Origin of the sequence: Kineococcus sp. NBC_00420, from assembly GCF_036021035.1 — a bacterium.
Classification (GTDB): Bacteria; Actinomycetota; Actinomycetes; order Actinomycetales; family Kineococcaceae; genus Kineococcus.
In genome coordinates this window covers 4,703,479-4,722,588 of sequence record NZ_CP107930.1, presented here as the reverse complement: position 1 = coordinate 4,722,588, position 19,110 = coordinate 4,703,479, and the positions used below count along the sequence as shown (strand labels likewise).

Annotated in this window: 23 protein-coding genes and 1 other RNA gene; 13 read left to right on the top strand and 11 right to left on the bottom strand. The window is 71.2% G+C overall.

Annotation, left to right across the window (positions count from 1 at the left end; translation table 11 throughout):
• Positions 1-52: 52 nt before the first annotated feature.
• From OG218_RS23130 to OG218_RS23100, 7 genes are all read right to left on the bottom strand, one after another.
• Positions 53-628 carry a TerD family protein gene (locus OG218_RS23130; protein ID WP_328295566.1) on the bottom strand — a complete coding sequence of 192 codons (576 nt, stop codon included), beginning with the start codon at positions 626-628 and terminating at the stop codon, positions 53-55.
• Positions 629-700: 72 nt separating this feature from the next.
• Positions 701-1,495 carry an AIM24 family protein gene (locus OG218_RS23125; RefSeq protein WP_328295565.1) on the bottom strand — a complete coding sequence of 265 codons (795 nt, stop codon included), beginning with the start codon at positions 1,493-1,495 and terminating at the stop codon, positions 701-703.
• Positions 1,496-1,544: 49 nt separating this feature from the next.
• Positions 1,545-2,405 carry a hypothetical protein gene (locus OG218_RS23120; RefSeq protein WP_328295564.1) on the bottom strand — a complete coding sequence of 287 codons (861 nt, stop codon included), beginning with the start codon at positions 2,403-2,405 and terminating at the stop codon, positions 1,545-1,547.
• Between the two features lie 11 nt (positions 2,406-2,416).
• Positions 2,417-3,211, bottom strand: coding sequence for a hypothetical protein (locus OG218_RS23115; protein WP_328295563.1), 795 nt, complete (start codon positions 3,209-3,211; stop codon positions 2,417-2,419).
• Positions 3,212-3,266: 55 nt separating this feature from the next.
• Positions 3,267-4,157 carry a hypothetical protein gene (locus OG218_RS23110; RefSeq protein WP_328295562.1) on the bottom strand — a complete coding sequence of 297 codons (891 nt, stop codon included), beginning with the start codon at positions 4,155-4,157 and terminating at the stop codon, positions 3,267-3,269.
• A gap of 5 nt (positions 4,158-4,162) precedes the next feature.
• Positions 4,163-5,425, bottom strand: coding sequence for a toxic anion resistance protein (locus tag OG218_RS23105; RefSeq protein ID WP_328295561.1), 1,263 nt, complete (start codon positions 5,423-5,425; stop codon positions 4,163-4,165).
• A gap of 247 nt (positions 5,426-5,672) precedes the next feature.
• The gene (locus OG218_RS23100) at positions 5,673-5,855 is read right to left on the bottom strand and encodes a hypothetical protein (protein ID WP_328295560.1); all 183 of its coding nucleotides are present in this window, start codon (positions 5,853-5,855) and stop codon (positions 5,673-5,675) included.
• Positions 5,856-5,909: 54 nt separating this feature from the next.
• On the opposite strand from OG218_RS23100, the gene map reads away from it, so the two are divergent.
• The 4 genes from map (at position 5,910) to OG218_RS23080 (ending at position 8,994) form a co-directional block, all read left to right on the top strand.
• Positions 5,910-6,791: a type I methionyl aminopeptidase gene (gene map, locus OG218_RS23095; RefSeq protein WP_328295559.1), complete on the top strand. Its 882-nt coding sequence runs from the start codon at positions 5,910-5,912 to the stop codon at positions 6,789-6,791.
• A 133-nt stretch (positions 6,792-6,924) separates the two neighbouring features.
• Positions 6,925-7,119 (top strand): PspC domain-containing protein, encoded by a 195-nt coding sequence (locus OG218_RS23090; RefSeq protein ID WP_328295558.1) that lies wholly within the window; start codon positions 6,925-6,927, stop codon positions 7,117-7,119.
• Between the two features lie 19 nt (positions 7,120-7,138).
• On the top strand, positions 7,139-7,939 hold the full coding sequence (gene ppgK / locus OG218_RS23085; RefSeq protein WP_328295557.1) for a polyphosphate--glucose phosphotransferase: 801 nt from the start codon (positions 7,139-7,141) through the stop codon (positions 7,937-7,939).
• A gap of 59 nt (positions 7,940-7,998) precedes the next feature.
• Positions 7,999-8,994: an LLM class F420-dependent oxidoreductase gene (locus OG218_RS23080; RefSeq protein WP_442906548.1), complete on the top strand. Its 996-nt coding sequence runs from the start codon at positions 7,999-8,001 to the stop codon at positions 8,992-8,994.
• 70 nt (positions 8,995-9,064) lie between these two features.
• Here the strand turns inward: OG218_RS23080 and OG218_RS23075 are convergent, their stop codons facing one another.
• Positions 9,065-9,520 (bottom strand): DUF4328 domain-containing protein, encoded by a 456-nt coding sequence (locus tag OG218_RS23075; protein WP_328295555.1) that lies wholly within the window; start codon positions 9,518-9,520, stop codon positions 9,065-9,067.
• Between the two features lie 163 nt (positions 9,521-9,683).
• On the opposite strand from OG218_RS23075, the gene OG218_RS23070 reads away from it, so the two are divergent.
• Positions 9,684-10,292, top strand: a complete 609-nt coding sequence (locus OG218_RS23070; protein WP_328295554.1) for a DUF6083 domain-containing protein — start codon at positions 9,684-9,686, stop codon at positions 10,290-10,292.
• A gap of 49 nt (positions 10,293-10,341) precedes the next feature.
• Here OG218_RS23070 and OG218_RS23065 read toward each other — a convergent pair whose 3' ends face one another.
• Positions 10,342-10,770, bottom strand: coding sequence for an organic hydroperoxide resistance protein (locus OG218_RS23065; protein WP_328295553.1), 429 nt, complete (start codon positions 10,768-10,770; stop codon positions 10,342-10,344).
• A gap of 54 nt (positions 10,771-10,824) precedes the next feature.
• On the opposite strand from OG218_RS23065, the gene OG218_RS23060 reads away from it, so the two are divergent.
• Both OG218_RS23060 and OG218_RS23055 read left to right on the top strand, forming a co-directional pair.
• Positions 10,825-11,430: a TetR/AcrR family transcriptional regulator gene (locus OG218_RS23060; protein ID WP_328295552.1), complete on the top strand. Its 606-nt coding sequence runs from the start codon at positions 10,825-10,827 to the stop codon at positions 11,428-11,430.
• An 83-nt stretch (positions 11,431-11,513) separates the two neighbouring features.
• Positions 11,514-11,777 (top strand): hypothetical protein, encoded by a 264-nt coding sequence (locus OG218_RS23055; protein WP_328295551.1) that lies wholly within the window; start codon positions 11,514-11,516, stop codon positions 11,775-11,777.
• 1 nt (position 11,778) lies between these two features.
• Here OG218_RS23055 and rnpB read toward each other — a convergent pair.
• Positions 11,779-12,153, bottom strand: an RNA gene (gene rnpB, locus OG218_RS23050) — RNase P RNA component class A.
• 43 nt (positions 12,154-12,196) lie between these two features.
• On the opposite strand from rnpB, the gene OG218_RS23045 reads away from it, so the two are divergent.
• Entirely contained in the window at positions 12,197-12,940 is a 744-nt protein-coding gene (locus OG218_RS23045; RefSeq protein WP_328295550.1) for a YaaA family protein, read from the top strand.
• 1 nt (position 12,941) lies between these two features.
• Complete coding sequence (locus tag OG218_RS23040; protein WP_328295549.1) at positions 12,942-14,090, top strand: SLC13 family permease; 1,149 nt, start codon at positions 12,942-12,944, stop codon at positions 14,088-14,090.
• Here OG218_RS23040 and OG218_RS23035 read toward each other — a convergent pair.
• Positions 14,080-15,090 carry a LacI family DNA-binding transcriptional regulator gene (locus OG218_RS23035; RefSeq protein ID WP_328295548.1) on the bottom strand — a complete coding sequence of 337 codons (1,011 nt, stop codon included), beginning with the start codon at positions 15,088-15,090 and terminating at the stop codon, positions 14,080-14,082. The two genes, OG218_RS23040 and OG218_RS23035, sit on opposite strands and share 11 nt — an antisense overlap.
• A 361-nt stretch (positions 15,091-15,451) precedes the next feature.
• Between OG218_RS23035 and OG218_RS23030 the strand changes: the two genes are divergently transcribed.
• The 4 genes from OG218_RS23030 (at position 15,452) to OG218_RS23015 (ending at position 19,026) form a co-directional block, all read left to right on the top strand.
• Positions 15,452-16,756: an ABC transporter substrate-binding protein gene (locus tag OG218_RS23030; protein WP_328295547.1), complete on the top strand. Its 1,305-nt coding sequence runs from the start codon at positions 15,452-15,454 to the stop codon at positions 16,754-16,756.
• 69 nt (positions 16,757-16,825) lie between these two features.
• Positions 16,826-17,842, top strand: coding sequence for a carbohydrate ABC transporter permease (locus OG218_RS23025; protein ID WP_328295546.1), 1,017 nt, complete (start codon positions 16,826-16,828; stop codon positions 17,840-17,842).
• Position 17,843: 1 nt separating this feature from the next.
• Positions 17,844-18,752 (top strand): carbohydrate ABC transporter permease, encoded by a 909-nt coding sequence (locus tag OG218_RS23020; RefSeq protein WP_328295545.1) that lies wholly within the window; start codon positions 17,844-17,846, stop codon positions 18,750-18,752.
• A 28-nt stretch (positions 18,753-18,780) separates the two neighbouring features.
• Positions 18,781-19,026, top strand: coding sequence for a hypothetical protein (locus OG218_RS23015; protein WP_328295544.1), 246 nt, complete (start codon positions 18,781-18,783; stop codon positions 19,024-19,026).
• Positions 19,027-19,110 lie beyond the last annotated feature (84 nt).

Genomic DNA, 19,110 nt, shown 5'->3' with positions numbered 1-19,110 from the left:
GCACGGCTGACTGCCGGGCGCCGTCCTGCGTGCGGTGGGTGCGGTCAGCGGGTCAGACGCTGACGCCGAAGTCCGACGCGATGCCGCGCAGACCGTTGGCGTAGCCCTGACCGACGGCGCGGAACTTCCAGTCCGAGCCGTTGCGGTACAGCTCGCCGAAGACCATGGCGGTCTCGGTCGAGGCGTCCTCGGTCAGGTCGTAGCGTGCGACCTCGGTGCTCCCCTCGGCGTTCACGACGCGGATGAAGGCGTTGCGGACCTGGCCGAAGGACTGCTTGCGGGTGTCGGCGTCGTAGATGGCGACGGTGAAGACGACCTTCTCGATCTCGGCCGGGATGAGGGAGAGGTCGACGTTGATGGCTTCGTCGTCGCCGTCGCCCTCGCCGGTCCGGTTGTCACCGGTGTGCTCGACGGAGCCCTCGGGGGACTTCAGCTGGTTGAAGAAGACGAAGAACCCGTCGTTGGGGACCTTGCCGTCGGCGCCGACCATGATGGCCTGCGCGTCGAGGTCGAACTCCGAGCCGGTGAAGCTGTTGGAGTCCCAGCCCAGGCCGATGACGGCCTTGGTCATCCCCGGCGCTTCCTTGGTGAGGGAGACGTTGCCGCCCTTGCTGAGGCTGACGCCCATGGTGTTCGCTCCGTTCGTCTGGTGGTGCTTGCGAAGGGCCCAACGATCACGGGGCCCGATGAGTGCCCGCGCTCAGTCGCGCGAGCCTGAGAACAACCCTCCCAGGGCCCCGAGGCCCTGCTGGTCCGGCTTGGCCGTGTTCTTGACCAGGGCCTTGGCGAAGGCCTCGATGGTGACGGACTGCAGGATGACCCGCCCGTTGCCGCGCAGCGTGGCGAGGGTCATGCCCTCTCCGCCGAAGACGGCGCTCATGATCCCCTGCCGGTTGAGCCGGCCGACGGTCTCGACGCCGTAGGTGATGCGGTCGTCCCACGCGACGATGCACCCGGTGTCGACGCGGATCGTGCCGCCGTAGTCGGCGGGGTTGATGTCGATGAAGTCGCCGGCCCCGGCGATGAGCAGCGAGCCGCGGCCGGTGAACTTCTCGAGGATGAACCCCTCCCCGCCCATCAGCCCCTGCCCCATGCCGGAGAAGGCGATGTCGAAGTTCACCCCGGCCTCGGCCGCGACGAAGGCGTCCTTCTCGGCGAACCACGTCGTGCCCCCGTCGAGCTCGAGGTGGCGCATCTCGCCGGGCAGCACCCCCGCGAGACCGAGCAGCCCGTCCCCGCCGGGGGTGTGGAAGTGCTGGAAGGCGAAGGACTCCCCCGCGAGCATCCGCTTGCCGGCGTTGGCCGCTCCGCGCAGCAGGCCGCCGAGCCCGCCGCTCTCGCCCTTGCCGCCGGGGGCGCTGAGCTTGGTCTCCATGACGACGTCGCCGGAGGAGAAGAGGAACTTCCCCGCCTCGCAGTACAGCGTCTGGCCGGGGCGCAGGGTCACGACGGCCATCTGGGTCGTGGAACCGACGAGCTGCACGTCGAGGGTCATGGTCTCTTTCCTACCGCACTCGTCGGGTCCGGGGATCTGGTCGTCGTGGTCAGAGGTCCAGGTCGCCGCGGCGGAACTTCGCCTCCAGGAACCGGCTCTGCTGCTGCTGACGGTCGACGTCGGCGGAGAGGACGGAGTCCCGCAGCTGCCGGCACCCCTCGACCATGAGGTGCAGCTGGGTGCGCAGCTCCTCCGCCGGGGTGGTGCCGGAGGCGTTGCGGCTGGTGCGCGCCACGTCGGCCGGCAGGGCGAGGAAGTCCTCGACGGTGCGGGGCAGGTGCTCCCCCGCCAGGGTCTCGAGGTCGTGGCGGACCTGAGGGTCGCCGCCGCGTTCGGCGATGCGCAGCAGCAACGGGCCGAGCAGTTCGGCGACCTCGTGCACCAGGACGACGTCGGTCCGCTCGAAGCGGTCCACCGCGGTGTCCACCCGGCGCACCGTGACGACGAGCGCGCGTTCGGCGGCGCTGACCGCCGGGCTCTGGGCCACGGGAGCCACCGGCGCAGGGTGGGCGGGTTCCTCGGGGCGGAGCAGGACGGGGTTCGGGGAGATCAGCGCGTACTTCAGGGCCCGCCGGTAGTGCCGTCGCAGCCGGCGCCGCCGACGGGACTCGTTCTCGTAGGCGACGTTCGCCGCGATCCAGGCCCACATGGCCAGGAACCCGACCCACCACAGACCGTGCGGCCCGAGCGTGGCGTAGAGGACGATCCACCCGCCGAGGCCGACGAAGCGGAAGAGCTGGAACGCCGGGTCGGAGATCCAGCCGAGGACCGGCAGGGTCGCGCCGAGCCGGGGTTCGAGGTCGTTCGGCCCGATGACCTCGACCTCCCGCTCGGGCAGCACCGCGCGACGCGGTGCGTCGTCTCGGGATCCGTCGCGGGAGCCCTCGCCCCTGCTCAGCTCGATGCCCACCGCGACCCCCGTCACAGGTCCAGGTCGGAGCGGCGGAACTTCGCCTCGAGGAAGCGGCTCTGCTGCTGCTGACGGTCCACGTCACGGCTGAGGACCGAATCACGGAGCTGACGACAGCCCTCGACGAGCAGGTGCAGCTGAGCGCGCAGCTCGTCGGCGGGGGTCGTTCCCGCCGCCGTCCGGTGCTCGTGGGCGTAGTCGTCGGGCAGGACGAGGTAGTCGTCGATCGCCCGCGGGAGGTGCTCCCCCGCGAGGGTCTCCAGGTCGTGGCGAACCTGCGGGTCGGCGTCGCGGGTGCGCAGGTTCGCCAGCAGCGGGCGCAGGAGACGATCCACCTCGCGGACGAGGTCCACGGAGTCCGCGTCCATCCGGCCACCGGCGGTCTCAGCCGTGACGACGGCGGCGGCCAGCTTCCGCTCGACGGCGGAGACCGGATCTAGAAGTTGTTGCGGCGTAGCCGGTTCGACCGGTGAATGGCGACGTCGACGGGACTGGTGACGTTCGAGGCGACGTGCCCGACGTTCCTCACGGCCGCCGCCGAACTGGAAGCCCGAATTCTTGAGGTACCCGAAGAGCGCCCCCTGGATGATCAGCATGAAGAGCCCGATCGATCGGTGGTGGGTCGAGAAGGCGACGATCCAACCAGCCATCCACACCGTGTTGAGGAGCCCCAGTGCGTGCGGGTTCAGCCCACGGGACTTGTCCGGTTCGGGGACCGACGGTTCGCGCTTCTCGTAGGGAACCGGCGGCGGCGTCGTCCGCGCGACCGGCGCGTCCCGACGGACCTCCGGGAGCGGCTCTTGCACGCGCGGTGCCCTCGCCCCGTCACCCTTGCCGAGCTCAACACCCACGACGTGCTCCCTAGAGGTCCAGGTCGGAACGGCGGAACTTCGCGTCCAGGAACCGGCCCTGGACCGACAGCTTCTGCGCGTCGTGGTCGTAGACCGCGCGCTGCAGGTCCTTCGCGCCGTCCACCAGGAGGCGGAGCTGGGTCACGAGTTCCTCGGCCGGCGTGGAGCCCGAGGGACCGCGGTTGGTGAGGGCGTAGTCCTCGGGCAGGTCGAGGTAGTGGTCGAGGGCCCCGGGGAGGTACTCGGTGAGGATCGCCTCGAGGTTGTGCAGTTCCTCGACGTCCGCCCCGCGCTTGGCGACGTGGGCCAGCAGCGGCTTGAGCACGTCCTCGATCTCCCGGACCGCCGGGACGGCGCCGTCCGGCAGCCGACCACCGTTGCGGTTGGCGATCCGCACGACCTCGCGCAGCGAGTTCTGCAGACCCACGACGGGATCCACCGGGGCCGCCGGTTCCACCGGAGCCGGGGAGCTCTGCTCCAGCACGGGTTCGCCCGTGAAGGCCGCCTTGAGCCGCAGCCACGTCGAGTTCGCCATGACGGAGTGCACCAGACCCAATCCCCAGGTGCCCGCGCCGAGCAAGATGCCCAGCCACAACCACCAACCCTGCGCCGCCACGGCCGTGGCGGCACCGCTCATCGCGGCGGCGTAGGCCACCGCGGCGAAGACCCACCGGGCCCGACGTCCGCGCAACCCCATGTAGAGGAACGACAACCAGGGCAACCCGACCGCGGGGATCGCCAGCCACCAGGAGTTCGCCGCCCGCCACGTCCGGCTCCGCAGCCGACGCGACACGAGTTCCGGCAGCGCCTGCGCCGGGCCGCGTCGCACGACCTTCCCCTCGACCGCCGCTGCCCGCCGCAACGCCCGCGAGGGGCGCTGGTCGGGCCGGGACGGGGCCACGGAACTCACCGTGGACCTTCGAGCGCCGGACCGGAGCCCTGCTCACCGTTGCGCGCCCGCTCGAGGTAGGAGCGCGAGCGGTGCACCTGACCCTCGAGGGCGTCGACGGTGTTCGCCATGCTGACGACGGCCTGCTGCTTGAACGTGTCGATGGCGTCCATCGTCGCGAAGACGTTGTCGAACGCCTTCTGCAGCGTCGCGACGTCCACCATCGCCGTCGAGGCCTGTTCGTGGATCTGCCCGGTCTGCTGCTTGAGCATCTCCGACGTCGACAGGATCATCTGGTTCGTCGTCGAGTTCAGGGCGTTGATCTGGTCGAGCACGAGCTTCTGGTTGGCCAGCGCCTGCGCGACGATCACGGCGGTCCGCAGCGCCGCGACGGTCGTCGTCTGCGCCCGGTCGACCCCCTTGATGAGCTCGATGTTGTTCTTGCGCACCAGGTCCAGCGCGAGGTACCCCTGCACGCTGACGGCGAGCTGGGTCAGCAGGTCCTGGTGGCGCTGGCGGATCGGGAAGAGCGCGTCGGAGGTGAGCGCGTCGGCGGCCTGCGGGTTGGTGGCCCGGACCTCGTCGATCTTCGCCACCGTCGCGGCGTCCAGCGCCTTGGCCAGCGTGGAGTACTCGGTGAGCTTGCCCATCGTGGTCCACAGGTTCTGCTTCTCGGACTCGATCGAGGCGTTGTCCTTGCGCAGCTCGTCCTGACCGCTCGCGAGCGCCTTGATGATCGCGTCGAGCTGGCTCTGGGCGTCCTGGTAGCGCTCGAAGTAGCGCTGGATCTTGTTGCCCATCGGGATGATCCCGAGGATCTTCTTCGCCCCGTGCAGGTCGGCGCGGCCCGGGTCGAGGCTGGTGACCGTCTGGCGCAGTTCCAGCAGCGTGTTCGCGACCTTCACCTGCGCATCGGCGCCCGGCCCCTTGGCCTTCTGCCCCTTGGCGCCGGCGAGGCTGGACTGCGGGCGTTCCAGCATCCGGTTCGAGACCTGCGCGGAGGAGCGGACCTCCTGCTCCCCCATGCGCGTGATGTCGTCGACCTTCTTCTGGAAGGCGGGACTGCGCGGGTCCTGCGCCGCGAGGTCGGCGACGAAGGCCTGCGCCTTGCGCTGCAGCTCGACCCGGGTGGCCTCGTCGAGCGGGATCATGCCCTCGGCCTGCTCGTCGGCCACCACCGGCACCGGTGCGGGCGGCGTCAACTGCAGGTCCGAGACCGGCGGCGTCGCCGGTGCGGCCGGCGGGTTCAGCGGTTTGCTCAGGTCCAGCGACTCCGACATCAGGCGGTTCCCCTCGTGTGCTCCGTGCGTGCCACCCGCGCCTCCCCCGGGCTCGTTTGCCGATCCTAGGTCCGCCACGTGCGGTCGTCCGATCCTGGCTCAGGGTGAGGGCCCGGGGCATCCACCCCTCGGTGGAGAGATCCGCGGCGCCCGTCGTCCTCCCGTCGGGGATGACCCCGGACGACGCGCGGCGCAGGTCAGGGGTCCCCCCTACCGCGGTAGCGCCACGATCAGGGGGATCCCGGGGTCACCAGTCGTTCTCCTCGCGATCCTTGCGGTCGTTCTCCTCGGTGCGCGCCCGCGCCGACTCCAGCGCGTGCTGGGCCTCCGCGCGGGAGGCGTAGGGCCCGAGCAGGTCCTTGTTCTGCCCCCGCTTCTCCAGCTCCTGGACCTCGCCGGTGTTCACGTCGTAGAACCACTGCGTCGCCATGGAGGCATCCTGGCGCGTGGGGGCCGAGTGCGCACCCGACCTAGACTCCACCCCATGAGCACGGGCACCTCCACCACCGCACCCCTCGGCACGCTGGTGCCCGGCACGATCTCCCCGCGCCGGCCGGTCCCACCGCAGATCGAGCGCCCGGAGTACGTCGACCAGCAGGCGCCGCTGCCCTACAAGGGCCCGAACGTCATCGACGCCGAGGGCATCGAGCGCATCCGACGCTCCAGCAAGCTCGCGGCGCAGGCGATGGCCCTGGTGGCCGAGAGCATCGTCCCGGGCACGACGACCGACGAGCTGGACCGGATCGGGCACGAGTTCCTCTGCGACCACGGCGCCTACCCGTCGACGCTGGGCTACCGGGCGTTCCCGAAGGCGTTGTGCAGCAGCGTCAACGAGGTCATCTGCCACGGGATCCCGGACTCCACGGTGCTCCAGGACGGCGACATCGTGAACCTGGACATCACCGCCTACCTGGACGGGATGCACGGCGACACCAACGCGACCTACCTCTGCGGCGACGTCGACGAGGAGTCCCGGCTGCTCGTCGAGCGCACCCACGAGGCGACGATGCGGGGCATCAAGGCCGTCGCACCGGGACGGGCCATCAACGTCATCGGCCGGGTCATCGAGAAGTACGCCAAGCGCTTCGGGTACGGGGTCGTGCGCGACTTCACCGGCCACGGCGTCGGGCCGGCCTTCCACACCGGGCTGATCGTCCCCCACTACGACGCCGCACCTTCGCACGCGCTGGTGATGGAGCCGGGCATGGTCTTCACCATCGAGCCGATGCTGACGCTGGGCACCCACGACTGGGACATGTGGGAGGACGGCTGGACGGTCGTCACGAAGGACCGCAAGCGCACCGCGCAGTTCGAGCACACCCTCGTGGTGACCGACACGGGCGCGGAGATCCTCACCCTTCCGTGACCCCGGGCGTAGCCCCCAGGTCGTGGTCGGTGGCGTGAAGATCAGCCCTGGGTAGCGCGACGGGGGCGGGGGCCGGGGCGTTGGATGGTCGTAGCCGGCACACCCCGGCGGACGACCCGAAGGAGCCCCACCCGTGAGCAGCACCGACCTCTCCCGCCCGACCTCCGGCAAGCTGATCGCCGGCGTCTGCGCCGGCCTCGGACGCCGGTTCGGACTGTCCAGCAACGTCGTGCGGGCGCTGTTCGTCGCCTCCTGCATCCTGCCCGGACCGCAGTTCCTCGTGTACATCGCGCTGTGGATCGTCATGCCGAAGGACACCGGTCGCTGACGGGCCTAGGCTCGCGCTCGTGACCAGCAGCGAGACGCACGCAACGACCACCCCCCCGACCGGCAGGGTCGGTCTCGGGGTGGACATCGGAGGTTCCGGCATCAAGGCGGCCCCGGTCGACCTGGAGGCCGGTGAGTTCGCCGCCGAGCGCGTGCGGATCGAGACCCCGCAGCCGGCGACGCCCGCGGCGGTGGCACCGGTCGTGGCCGAGGTGCTGGCCGGGTTCGACGTCCCCGGGGACACCCCGATCGGCATCACCTTCCCCGCCGTCATCCAGCACGGGATCGCGCGCAGCGCCGCGAACGTCGACGAGTCCTGGATCGGGACCGACGCGGAGACCCTGTTCTCGGAGGTCCTCGGCCGTCCGGTCCTCGTCGTCAACGACGCGGACGCCGCCGGGTACGCGGAGACGCAGTTCGGCGCGGCGAAGGGCGTCCACGGGGTCGTCCTGGTGACGACGCTGGGCACCGGCATCGGCACGGCCCTCATCGTCGACGGGCGCCTCGTCCCGAACACCGAACTCGGGCACCTGGAGATCGACGGTCACGACGCGGAGAAGAAGGCCGCCGACGCGGCCCGCGAACGCCACGACCTCTCCTGGTCGCAGTGGGCGAAGCGCCTGCAGCGCTACTACTCCCACCTCGAGGACCTGCTGTGGCCGGACCTCATCGTCGTCGGCGGTGGGGTGAGCAAGAAGCACGAGAAGTTCCTGCCGCTGCTGGACCTGCGCACCCCGATCGTGCCCGCGACCCTGCGCAACGACGCGGGGATCATCGGCGCGGCGGCCCTCGCCGCCGCCCGGGCGGCCGACCGCGGCTGACCTTCCGGTCATGGCCCGGGCGCACTAGTGTCCGGGCCATGACTGACGCGACGCCGCGGCTGAAGTTCGGGCTCTTCGTTCCCCAGGGCTGGAAGCACGACCTGGTGGGCGTGGACCCCGTCGACCACTGGAAGGTCATGAGCGGTCTGGCGCAGCGCGCCGACCGCGGTGACGTCTGGGACTCGATCTGGGTCTTCGACCACTTCCACACCGTTCCCGAACCCACCGACCAGGCGACCCACGAGGCGTGGAGCCTGATGGCCGCCTTCGGGGCGGTGACCTCCCGCATCCGCCTCGGGCAGATGTGCACCTGCATGAGCTACCGCAACCCCGCGTACCTGGCGAAGGTCGCGACCACGGTCGACGTCGTCTCCGGCGGCCGCCTCAACATGGGGATCGGCGCGGGCTGGTACGAGCACGAGTGGCGCGCCTACGACTACGGGTTCCCCGGGGCCGGTGAGCGCCTGGCCCGCCTCGACGAGGGCGTGCAGATCATGCGCCAGATGTGGACCGAGGGGATCTCCACCTTCGCGGGCAAGCACTACACCACCGACGGGGCCATCAACCGTCCGCTGCCCGTGCAGGAGGGCGGGATCCCGCTCTGGGTCGCCGGCGGCGGGGAACGCAAGACGCTGCTGACCGCGGCGAAGTACGCCGACTACACGAACTTCGACGGGACCCTCGAAGGGTTCACGCACAAGTCCGCCGTCCTGGAGCAGCACTGCAAGGACGTCGGACGCGACTACGCCACGATCACCCGCTCGGCCGACTACAACGTCGCCATCGGCCGCGACGAGGCCGAGGTCGCCGACCGGATCGCGGCGCGCCGTGCGCAACTCGAACCCCACGTCAGCGCCGAGGCCGTCGACCGTGACCTCGCGAGCCTCGCCCCGGGGTCGGCGGGAGTCGGCACCCCGGAGCAGATCGTGGAGAAGTTGCGGCCCCTGCTCGACGCGGGCCTGGGGTACGCGAACTTCTACTTCCCCGAGGCCGCGACCGACACCAGCGGCATCGAGTTGTTCGAGCGCGAGGTCGTGCCGGCGCTGCTCGGCTGAGCGTCACGGGTACTGCTGCAGAGCAGGGGTTCCGGGACCTGCGGCAGTACCCGTTCTCCTCCGGTCGGGGTCAGCGGGAGCCCGCGTCGGGTCGCTGGGCGGAGTTCACCGCGTGGACCACGGACCGGAACAGCGGGACACCGGCGACGTAGCACAACGCCTCGAGGACGCCGAGACCGGTGAGGATCCAGGCCGTCCACCAGAGCCGCAGCGGTGCCTCGACACCCCGGGGAGCCCGACGGCGGGACGCGGTCCAGACGTCCTCGACCAACTGGCGGGGGACGAAGAACAACGCGATCGGCGTGAACCAGCCGAACCACGCCCACACCGCCGCCCGGCGGTGCGGCACGGCCGGGGTGATGCGCTGGGCGTTGCGACGGGCCCGGCCCAGCCAGAGCGCGGTGACGACCAGGGCGGCGAGCAGGCCGCCGGAGAAGCCCGCGCCCCCCACCAGCAGCGCCACCCACCCGGCGAGGGAATCGCCCAGGCGCAGACCCGCCGCGCAGACGACGTCCGCGGCCGCCACCGGGACGTGCGTCCTCCTGCTCGCCGGGCTGGGTGCGAGACCCGGTGGGTCTCCTGCGTCTCCTCGGTCGCGAGGGACCACCGCTGCAGCGACCGCGATCCCCGGTCGGACGAAGGAATCAGCCGTGTGCGCCAACGACTTCTGGAGCAGGCATGCTTGCCCCGTGGACCTGCACACCCTCCCGGAGGAGAACCCGGTCAGCTGCGCGTTCTGCGGTTCCCGGGAACCGGACGCCGACGTCCGCACCCAGGAACGACTGGGGGTGCAGGTGGCGGTCTGCGCGGCCTGCCGGGAGCGTTTCGCGGGGGCGAACGCGCCGGCGACGAAGGCTCCGGTGATCGAGGAACCCCGTGGCCTGCCGCCGACGCTGGGTCAGCAGTCGGGTGCCGTCTTCGCCCTCGTCCAGCGGATGGCGAGGATCGCCGCGGACCGTCCGTACACCGAGGAGGAGTGCGAGCACTGCGGGCACCTCGTGCACCACTACCGCGACCGCGCGGGTGCCGACGTCGGACTGGCCAAGGAATCGGTGCTCGCGGTCAGCGTCCCCGCCGACGAACGCTGGCGGGTGGTCGCGGACCGGGCCGTCACGGTCGCCGAACTCGACCGGGACAGGGCGGACGACGGGTACGACGAGGACGACGAGGACGACGAGGACCAGGTCGGCGCACGGGTGCGGCACGCGGTGGTCTGCCCCGCGAACCCCGCACCCGCGAACCCCCGGCTGGCGCGGATGTGGAACGCCCACCGCACCCCGCCTCCCCCCGACCACTGACCGTGATCCCGCGGGGAGACCCAGCGGGATCACGGCGCGGGGTGGAGGGTCAGTCCTCGTCGGTGACGAGGACGAGTTCCTGCACGACGTTGCCGCGGGTCGCACGGCTGTAGGGGCAGGTCTGGTGCGCGGCGTCGAGGAGGTCGCGCGCGACGGACTCCTCGAGACCGGGCAGCTGCGCCTCGATCTTGACGGCGAGGTCGATGCCCTCGGCCATGCCACCGGTCACCCCGACGGTGACCGAGACGGCCGACTCCGAGACGTCCACCTTGCGCATGCGGGCGATGCCCTTGAGCGCGCTGTGGAAGCACGCCGCGTACCCGGCGGCGAACATCTGCTCGGGGTTCGTGCCGGGGCCGTCGTCGCCGCCCATGCCCTTGGGGATGGAGAGGCTGACGTCGAGGCGGTCGTCGGAGGAACTGACCCGGCCGTCGCGGCCGCCCCACGCGGTCGCGGTCGCTTCGTACATGGTCGCCATCGCGGAACTCCTTCGCTTTGATGCACCAGGCTGGTACGTGAATAGGATGACACGGTGCAGACCGCAAGGCGAGGCCGCCCCCGCGACCCGGAGATCGACGCCCGGGTGCTGACCGCCGCCGTCGAGGAACTCGCCGAGAAGGGCATCGCCGGGTTCAGCACCCGCGGGGTCGCGACCCGGGCCGGGGTCGACCGCCGCGGGGTGGGGGCGCGCTGGCCCAGCACCGACGACCTCGTCGTCGACGCCCTGGCGAGCCTCACCGCCCGGCTGGAACCTCCGCTCACCGGGTCGCTGCGCAGCGACCTGGAGCTCCTCGTACCGCCCATCGCGGCCGCGCTGTCGGGTCGCCGCCGCCAGGTCCTGCAACGCTGCGTCGACGAGGTGGCGACGTCGCCGGCCATCACCGGACGGTTCCGCCGCGACCACGTCGACCGGTGCGCCGCCGTCCTCGAGGACGCCTTCCACCGCGCCGCGGCCCGGGGTGAGCTCGTCGAGGGCACCACCCCCGCGCAGGCGACGGAGCTGCTGATGGGCTCGCTCCTGCTGCGCTCCCTGACCGTCGGCGACGCGGGCGTCGACGACCGCTCGCAGCGCGACGTCCTCGAGCACGTGCTGGGGTTGGTCACCCACTGGGCGCAGTCCGGGCGGAAGAGACCGTGACGGTCCGGCTGACCGGGTGACGCTGCAGGTCCGGGCGGGTGACGCCCGCTGCAGCCGGCGCCGGATCGGCCGACAACCTTGCAGTGCAGCAACAGAGTGACGCGCTCGCGTCGTGGTGGCGACAGTTGGAACCGGCCGTGCAGGGCGACCTGCTGACCCTGTCCCCGCACGCCCACCTGCCCGCGGACCTGGCCGCCGAACTGCGGTCCTTCGGTGTCGACGTCTCCGACGTGGGCCTCGCGCTGCACCTCGGCGAGCGGACCTTCGTCGTCCACGCCCAGCCGCCGGCGTTCCAGGACTTCCTGGCCGCGGCCCGCATCTGGGCGGCGATCTGGACCAGGGTGTGAGCGGACGAGCCGGCCTGTAAGCCGGATCCTGTACCCGCTCCGGGGAGCGGGCGGCGACCATCCCTCTAGGACGTGCGTTGCCGCACGCCTCAAGCGACCTACCCGACGACTCGGGCGGGCAGCCCTCGAACGCCGTCTGTCTGGTCTTGCTCCGGGTGGGGTTTACCTAGCCGCACTGGTCACCCAGCACGCTGGTGGTCTCTTGCACCACCGTTTCACCCTTACCCCTCCGCCGGAGCGGAGAGGCGGTCTGCTCTCTGTGGCACTGTCCCGCGGGTCACCCCGGGTGGCTGTTGGCCACCACCCTGCCCTGTGGAGTCCGGACTTTCCTCGGCGATCGGGTCACCCCGACCGACGCGGTCGCCCGGCCGACTCGTCCTTCAGGAAGCTTAGAGCATCACCCCGTAGGCTCCCGCCTCGTGCTCGTGCTGCTCCCCCCGTCGGAGACCAAGTGGGCGGGCCCGCGACGCGGCACGCCCGTCCGTCTCGACGCACTGTCGTCCCCCGAACTCACCGCGGCCCGGGAGCAGGTGCTCGACGCGCTCGTCGAGGTCTCCGCCCGACCCGACGCCCCCGAGGTCCTGGGCGCCGGGGCGAGCCTCGCCGACGTCGTCGCCGCCAACACGACGCTGTGGACCCGACCGGCCGCGAAGGTGTCGCAGGTCTACACCGGTGTCCTCCACGACGCCCTCGGCCTCTCGACCCTGCCCGCGACCGCAGCCCGGAAGGTACTGGTCTTCTCGGCCCTCTGGGGGGTCCTGCGACCCCGGGACCGGGTCCCCGGCTACCGGCTCTCGATGGGCACGAGCCTGCCGGGGATCGGTCCGCTGGCCTCCTTCTGGCGCCCTCGGCTCACCGCGGTGCTCGCCCCCGAGGGCGTCGTCGTCGACTGCCGTTCCGCCGCCTACGCGGCGGCGTGGGTCCCCGGGGGCGAGACCGCCGCCCGCACCGTCGGGGTCCGCGTCCTCGCCGGCGGGAAGGTCGTCTCGCACTCCGCCAAGCACACCCGCGGCCTGCTCGCCCGGCACCTGCTCACCCGCGGGGGTCGCGCCCCGAAGAACCCCGGCGCCCTGCACGACGCGGTGTCCGAGGCCTTCGACGCGAAGCTGCTCGAACCGGCACGACGCGGGGGTTCCTGGACCCTCGAGGTGGAGGCACGCTGACGTGTGGTGGATCTGTGGACTCGCCGGGGTCGCCGTCGTCGCGACCGGCCTGCTGGGGGGTGACGGCCTCCACGAGGTCGCCGGACGCGCCGCCCCCGTCCTCGCCTTCCTGCTGGCCGTCACGGTCGTGGCCGAACTCGCCGACGCCGCGGGGGTCTTCGACGCGGCCGCCCGGCTCGCGGCCCGCGCGGGCCGTGGCCGGACCTGGCTGCTGTGGCTGCTCGTCGTCGTCCTGGGCACCCTCGCGACGGTCGTCCTGTCGCTGGACACCACCGCGGTCCTGCTCACCCCGGTCGTCCTCGCCCTGGCTGCCCAGCTGAAGCTGAACCCGTTGCCGTTCGCGGTGACGACGGTGTGGCTGGCGAACACGACGTCGCTGCTGCTGCCGGTCAGCAACCTCACGAACCTCATCGGCCTCGACACCATGAAGGGTTTCGGGGTCTCCGGGACGGCGGGTTTCACCGCCCTCACCTGGGCACCGTTCCTGGCCGGTCTGGTGGGGGCCGTGCTCGTCCTCGGGCTCGCGCACCGACGGTCCCTGCGCGGGACCTACGGCGCACCACCGCCTGCGCCGGAACGGGATCCGGTGACGTTCTGGACGGCGGCCGTCGTCTGCTGCCTGCTCGCACCGGCCTTCGTCAGCGGCATCACCCCGGCGATCCCCGCCGCCGTCGCCGCCGTCGTGCTGGCCGTGGTGTTCGCGGTCCGCAAGCGCGACGCCCTGAGGTTCTCCCTGCTCCCCTGGCGGACGGTCGTCCTGGTGAGCGGGTTGTTCCTCGTCGTCGAGACGGCCCAGGTCCACGGCCTCGAGGACCTGCTGCGACCGCTCGCCGGGACGGGTGAGGGGTTCCTGGACCACCTGCAGCTCGCCGGGACGGCGGCCCTGACCGCGAACGTCGCCGACAACCTCCCCGCCTACCTCGCGGTGGAACCCCTCGCGGGTAGCGCGCACCGGCTCGTCGCCGTGCTGATCGGGGTGAACCTCGGACCGCTCGTGACCCCCTGGGCCTCGCTCGCGACGCTGCTCTGGCTGGACCGCTGCAAGGCCCGCGGGGTGACGATCTCGTTGCCGCGCTTCGCCCTGCTGGGTCTGGTCGGCGTCCTCGTCTGCGTCCCGCTCGCCGTCGCCGCCCTGCAGCTCACCCGCTGAACGGCGGCGCCGTCGTCCCCCGCACGACGAGACGGGTGGGGAAGCACCCCGTGTCACGCACCGGGCGCCCCTGCAACAGGTCCAGGACCTTCTGCCCCGCGGCGGACCCGAGCGCCTCCGGGTCCTGGGCCACCGTCGTCAGGTCCGTGAGCTCGGCCAACGGGTGGTCGTCGATCCCGATCACCGACATGTGCCGGGCCACCTCGATGCCGGCGCGTCGCAGGCTGCGGATGGCCCCCAGGGCCACCTCGTCGGAGAAGGCGAACACCCCGGTCGGGGACCGGCGACCGGACAGCAACCGGTCCATGCCCTGCGCCCCGCCGCGCGAACCCCCCGACCACGAGACGACGAGTTCCTCGTCCACGGGGATCCCCGCCATCGCCATCGCCGTCCGGTACCCCTCCTCGCGGTCCTGCTGCGCCTGCCAGGCCCGGTCGGAGTCGGCGACGGTGTTCAGCATCGCGATGCGCCGGTGGCCGAGCTGGAGCAGGTGGTTGACGGCCTGCTGCGCGGCGAGGACGTCGTCGACGGAGACGGACGGCACGGTCTCGGAGTGGCTGCCCGCGGCGACGGCCACCACCCCGGCGTCGTCCAGCTTGGCGAACTCCCCCGGGGTCAGCGCCATCGCGACGACGACGAGGGCGTCCACCTTGCGGCGCACCGGCATCCGGGCGAAGAACTCGACCCGGTCCTCGGGCTCGTCGACGCAGCGCACGAGGAGGTCGAGGCCGGCGGGGCGGAGTCTGCGTTCGAGCCCCAGGACGACGGAACTGCCGTACCAGGTGGTCAGGTCGTGCAGGACGACGGCCACCCTGCCGGTGGAACGCCCGGCCAGCGCGGCGGCCTCCGGGTTCACGACGTAGTCGAGTTCCGCCGCCACCTCCCGGATCCGCTCGCGCGTCGCCGCGCTCACGCCTTCGAGACCACGCAGCGCCCGCGACACCGTGCCCAGCGAGACCCCCGCGCGCTCGGCGACGTCCGCCATGCGGACCTCGGACACCGGGGGCTGGGAACGGTTCCCGGGTCGGGACGGAGAACGCGACGTCGCGGGCATGGCAGGAATGCAACACCCGGAAACCCGCCCCGGTCCAGTTCCCGCCCCGCGGACCGGGTGCCACAATCGCCTGTGTTACCAAAGTGCAACGCAAGCGCTTGCGGAGAGCTGACCTGCGGATTCGTGCACGCAACCGCTTGCGCGGCGGCCGGTTGCGCGTTGACGCTCGGGAACCGTCGGGTGTGTAGTTCTCCAGCCGGTCCGGGTTCGCCGTGGAACCCCGGTCGAAGGCACCCGGAGGCGCCGGAGTGCCCTGCTGCACTCCCGGCGGGAGTTCCCGCCTGCTCTCGACGAAGAGGAGAACGCTGTGTTCGGCACGTCCCGCCTTTCGCGCAAGGCCACCCACTCCCTCGCCCTCGCGGCGAGCAGCATCCTCGTCCTCGCCGCCTGCGGTGGCGGCAACGACTCCGGCGGGTCCGGCGACGCCGCCGCCGCCGGGAACTCCACCGGTCCCATCACCTACGTGCAGGGCAAGGACAACAGCAACATCGTCCAGCCGGCCGTCGACAAGTGGAACGCCGCGCACCCCGACGAGAAGGTCACGCTCAAGGAGCAGACCGACCAGGCCGACCAGCAGCACGACGACCTCGTGCAGAACTTCCAGGCCAAGAACGCCGACTACGACGTCGTCAGCGTCGACAACATCTGGACGTCGGAGTTCGCGGCCAAGGGGTGGCTGCAGCCCCTCACCGGCGAGTTCGCCCTGGACACCTCGGGCCTGCTGCCGGCGACCGTCACCGCCGAGACCTACAACAAGACCCTCTACGCCGGCCCCACCAGTTCCGACGGCGGGCTGCTCTACTACCGCAAGGACCTCGTCCCCACCCCGCCGAAGTCGTGGGACGAGATGATGTCCATGTGCAGCATCGCGAAGCAGAACGGCATCGACTGCTACGCCGGGCAGTACTCCCAGTACGAGGGCCTTACCGTGAACGTCGCCGAGGCCATCAACACCTTCGGCGGCTCGGTCCTGTCCGAGGACGGCAAGAAGGCCACCGTCGACACCCCCGAGGCCAAGAAGGGCCTGGACGCCCTGGTCCAGGGCTTCAAGGACGGCAACATCCCCAAGCAGGCCACCACCTACCAGGAGGAACAGGGCCGGCAGTCCTTCGAGGACGGCAAGCTGCTGTTCCTGCGCAACTGGCCCTACGTCTACAGCCTGGCCAAGACCGACGGATCCTCGACGGTGAAGGACACCTTCGGCGTCGCGGTGCTCCCCGGCGGCGGTGACGGCAAGCCGGGCGCGTCGAGCCTCGGCGGTCACGCCGCCGCCGTCAGCGTGTACTCCGACCACAAGAAGACCGCCTTCGAGTTCGTCAAGTTCCTGCAGTCCGAGGAGATCCAGAAGGACTGGCTGACCAAGGGTTCCGCGGCTCCGGTCATCGCCTCCCTCTACGACGACCCGGCGCTCGTCCAGCAGTTCCCGTACCTGCCCGAGCTGAAGACCTCCATCGAGAACGCCGTGCCGCGGCCGGTGACGCCGTTCTACCCGGCCGTCACCAAGGCCATCCAGGACAACGCCTTCGCCGCGGTGTCCGGCAGCAAGACCACCGACGCCGCGCTGAAGGACATGCAGGCCTCGCTCCAGAACGCCATCTCCGGCGGCAAGTGACCCGGAAGCCGTGAACCGGGGGCGGGACGCCGACGTCCCGCCCCCGGGGACGAGTCCTGAGGAGGACCCATGAGCTCCACGTCCGGTGTGGCCACCGGCGAGTTCGCGCAGGGCAAACCCCCGCTGAACCCCTCGGGGAAACGCGCCAGCCTGCACGACGGTTCCGGACGGCGTGCCGCCGTCCTCATCGCCCCCACCCTGATCCTGCTCGCCATCGTCATCCTGTACCCGGTCGTCTCGGCCGTCTCCCAGTCGTTCACGAAGGACGCCGGGCTCGACCCGACCACCGGGATGTTCGTCGAGGGCGGGTTCGCCGGCGTCTCGAACTACAAGCTGTGGCTCCTGCAGGACTGCGGCAGCGGCGCCTTCTCGTGCCCGCCCGGGACCCTCGGGTCGCAGTTCTGGACCGCGACGGGTGTGACGTTCCTCTTCACCGTCGTGGCCGTCTCCCTGGAGACGGTGCTCGGGTTCGTCTTCGCCCTCGTCATGCACCGCGACTTCAAGGGCCGGGCCATCCTGCGCGCCAGCGTCCTGGTGCCGTGGGCCATCCCGACGGCGGTCACCGCCAAGCTCTGGTACTTCATCTTCGCCTACGACGGGATCGCCAACAAGGTCCTCGGGACGAACATCCTGTGGACCGGCGAGGGATGGCCGCCCAAGGCGGCGATCATCATCGCCGACACCTGGAAGACGGCCCCGTTCATGGCCCTGCTGATCCTCGCCGGTCTGCAGGTCATCGACGGCAGCGTCTACGAGGCCTCCAAGATGGACGGCGCGAGCGCGTGGCAGCGGTTCCGCTACATCACCCTGCCGCTGGTCCGTCCCGCCCTCATCGTCGCGGTGCTCTTCCGCACCCTGGACACCCTGCGCATGTACGACCTCCCGAAGATCCTCACCGGCGGGGCCGGAGACACCTCGACGTTGTCGATGCTCGTCGTCGACCAGGTCCGGACGGGTTTCAACGCCGCCTCGGCGTTGTCGACGCTGACGTTCCTCATCGTGTTCGCGGTGGCGTTCGTCTTCATCAAGTTCCTGGGCGCCAACGTCACCGAGCAGCGGGCACCGAAGACGAAGAAGGCGGTCTGAGATGGCGATCACGTCCCGCAGCACCGCGACCGGGCGCAGCGGCAAGGTCACCGCGTCCGGCGTGGAGGTCGTCCAGCGCCGCAACGTCCCGGGCGCCGTCCTCACCTACGCCGGGGTGGTGCTCATCTGCCTGTGGGGCCTGCTGCCCTTCTACTGGATGATCGTCACGAGCTTCCGCGACGTCGGCTTCACCTTCGACACCACCCCGTGGCCGACGCACGTCACCTGGGAGAACTACAGCACGGCCTTCTCCACCGCCCGCGGCAACCACTTCGGCCGGGCCCTGCTGAACAGCGTGGTCATCGGGGTCATCACGACCGTGGTGGGTCTGGTCGTCGGCGTGTTCACCGCCTACGCCCTGGCGCGGCTGGAGTTCCGCGGGAAGTTCTACGTCCTGGGCCTGATCCTGGGGGCCTCGATGTTCCCCGGCGTCGCCCTCGTCACCCCGCTGTTCCAGCTGTTCACCAACATCGGCTGGATCAACACCTACCAGGCCCTCATCATCCCGGACATCTCGTTCATCCTGCCGCTGACGGTCTACACGCTGACGGCGTTCTTCACCGAGATGCCCTGGGAGCTGGAGGAGTCCGCCCGCATGGACGGGTGCACCCCCGGCCAGGCCTTCCGCAAGGTCATCCTGCCGCTGGCCGCCCCCGGGATCTTCACCACCGCGATCCTGGCCTTCACCGCGGCCTGGAACGAGTTCCTGCTCGCCAGTCAGCTGGGTGGGGACAAGGTGCAACCGGTCACCGTCGCGATCGCCAGCTTCGCCGGAGCCCAACCCCACCAGGAGCCGTACACCGCGGTCATGGCGGCCGGGACGATCGTCACCGTCCCGCTGATCATCATGGTGCTGGTGTTCCAGCGCCGCATCGTCTCCGGCCTGACCGCCGGCGGCGTCAAGAGCTGACACACCCCCACTCGACCAGGAGACCGCCGTGCCCCGCTCCCCCCGCCCCGGCGCCCCGACCGACGTCGTCCGCGCACGCCGGAACGCGCAGCACCTGGAGACGTTCGGCGGTCTCCTCGTCGCGATGACGGTCCTCGTCCTCGGCGTGACCATCCACGCCGAGGTCACCGGGGCCCCGGCGCTGAAGCTCGTCGGGATCCTCGTCCTGCTGCTCCTGGCCGACGTCGTGGTCGTCCGCGCCGCCCGCTCGCAGCGAGGACGCGCCGAACGGTGAACGCCACCGGGTGACGGTGGGCCGTCGTCCACCAGGTCGACGCCCGCTCCTGCGCGGCCCTCCCGCGCCGCCTGCGCCGACGCC

Bases quoted from the DNA above. Each gene is read 5' to 3' on its own strand.
- OG218_RS23100 (WP_328295560.1), bottom strand. From the start codon at position 5,855: ATGGCGACGCAGTGGTTCTACGACGTGAACACCGGCGAGGTCCAGGAG.
- OG218_RS23025 (WP_328295546.1), top strand. From the start codon at position 16,826: ATGAGCTCCACGTCCGGTGTGGCCACCGGCGAGTTCGCGCAGGGCAAA.
- OG218_RS23130 (WP_328295566.1), bottom strand. From the start codon at position 628: ATGGGCGTCAGCCTCAGCAAGGGCGGCAACGTCTCCCTCACCAAGGAA.
- OG218_RS23105 (WP_328295561.1), bottom strand. From the start codon at position 5,425: ATGTCGGAGTCGCTGGACCTGAGCAAACCGCTGAACCCGCCGGCCGCA.
- OG218_RS23065 (WP_328295553.1), bottom strand. From the start codon at position 10,770: ATGGCGACCATGTACGAAGCGACCGCGACCGCGTGGGGCGGCCGCGAC.
- map (WP_328295559.1), top strand. From the start codon at position 5,910: ATGAGCACGGGCACCTCCACCACCGCACCCCTCGGCACGCTGGTGCCC.
- OG218_RS23020 (WP_328295545.1), top strand. From the start codon at position 17,844: ATGGCGATCACGTCCCGCAGCACCGCGACCGGGCGCAGCGGCAAGGTC.
- OG218_RS23125 (WP_328295565.1), bottom strand. From the start codon at position 1,495: ATGACCCTCGACGTGCAGCTCGTCGGTTCCACGACCCAGATGGCCGTC.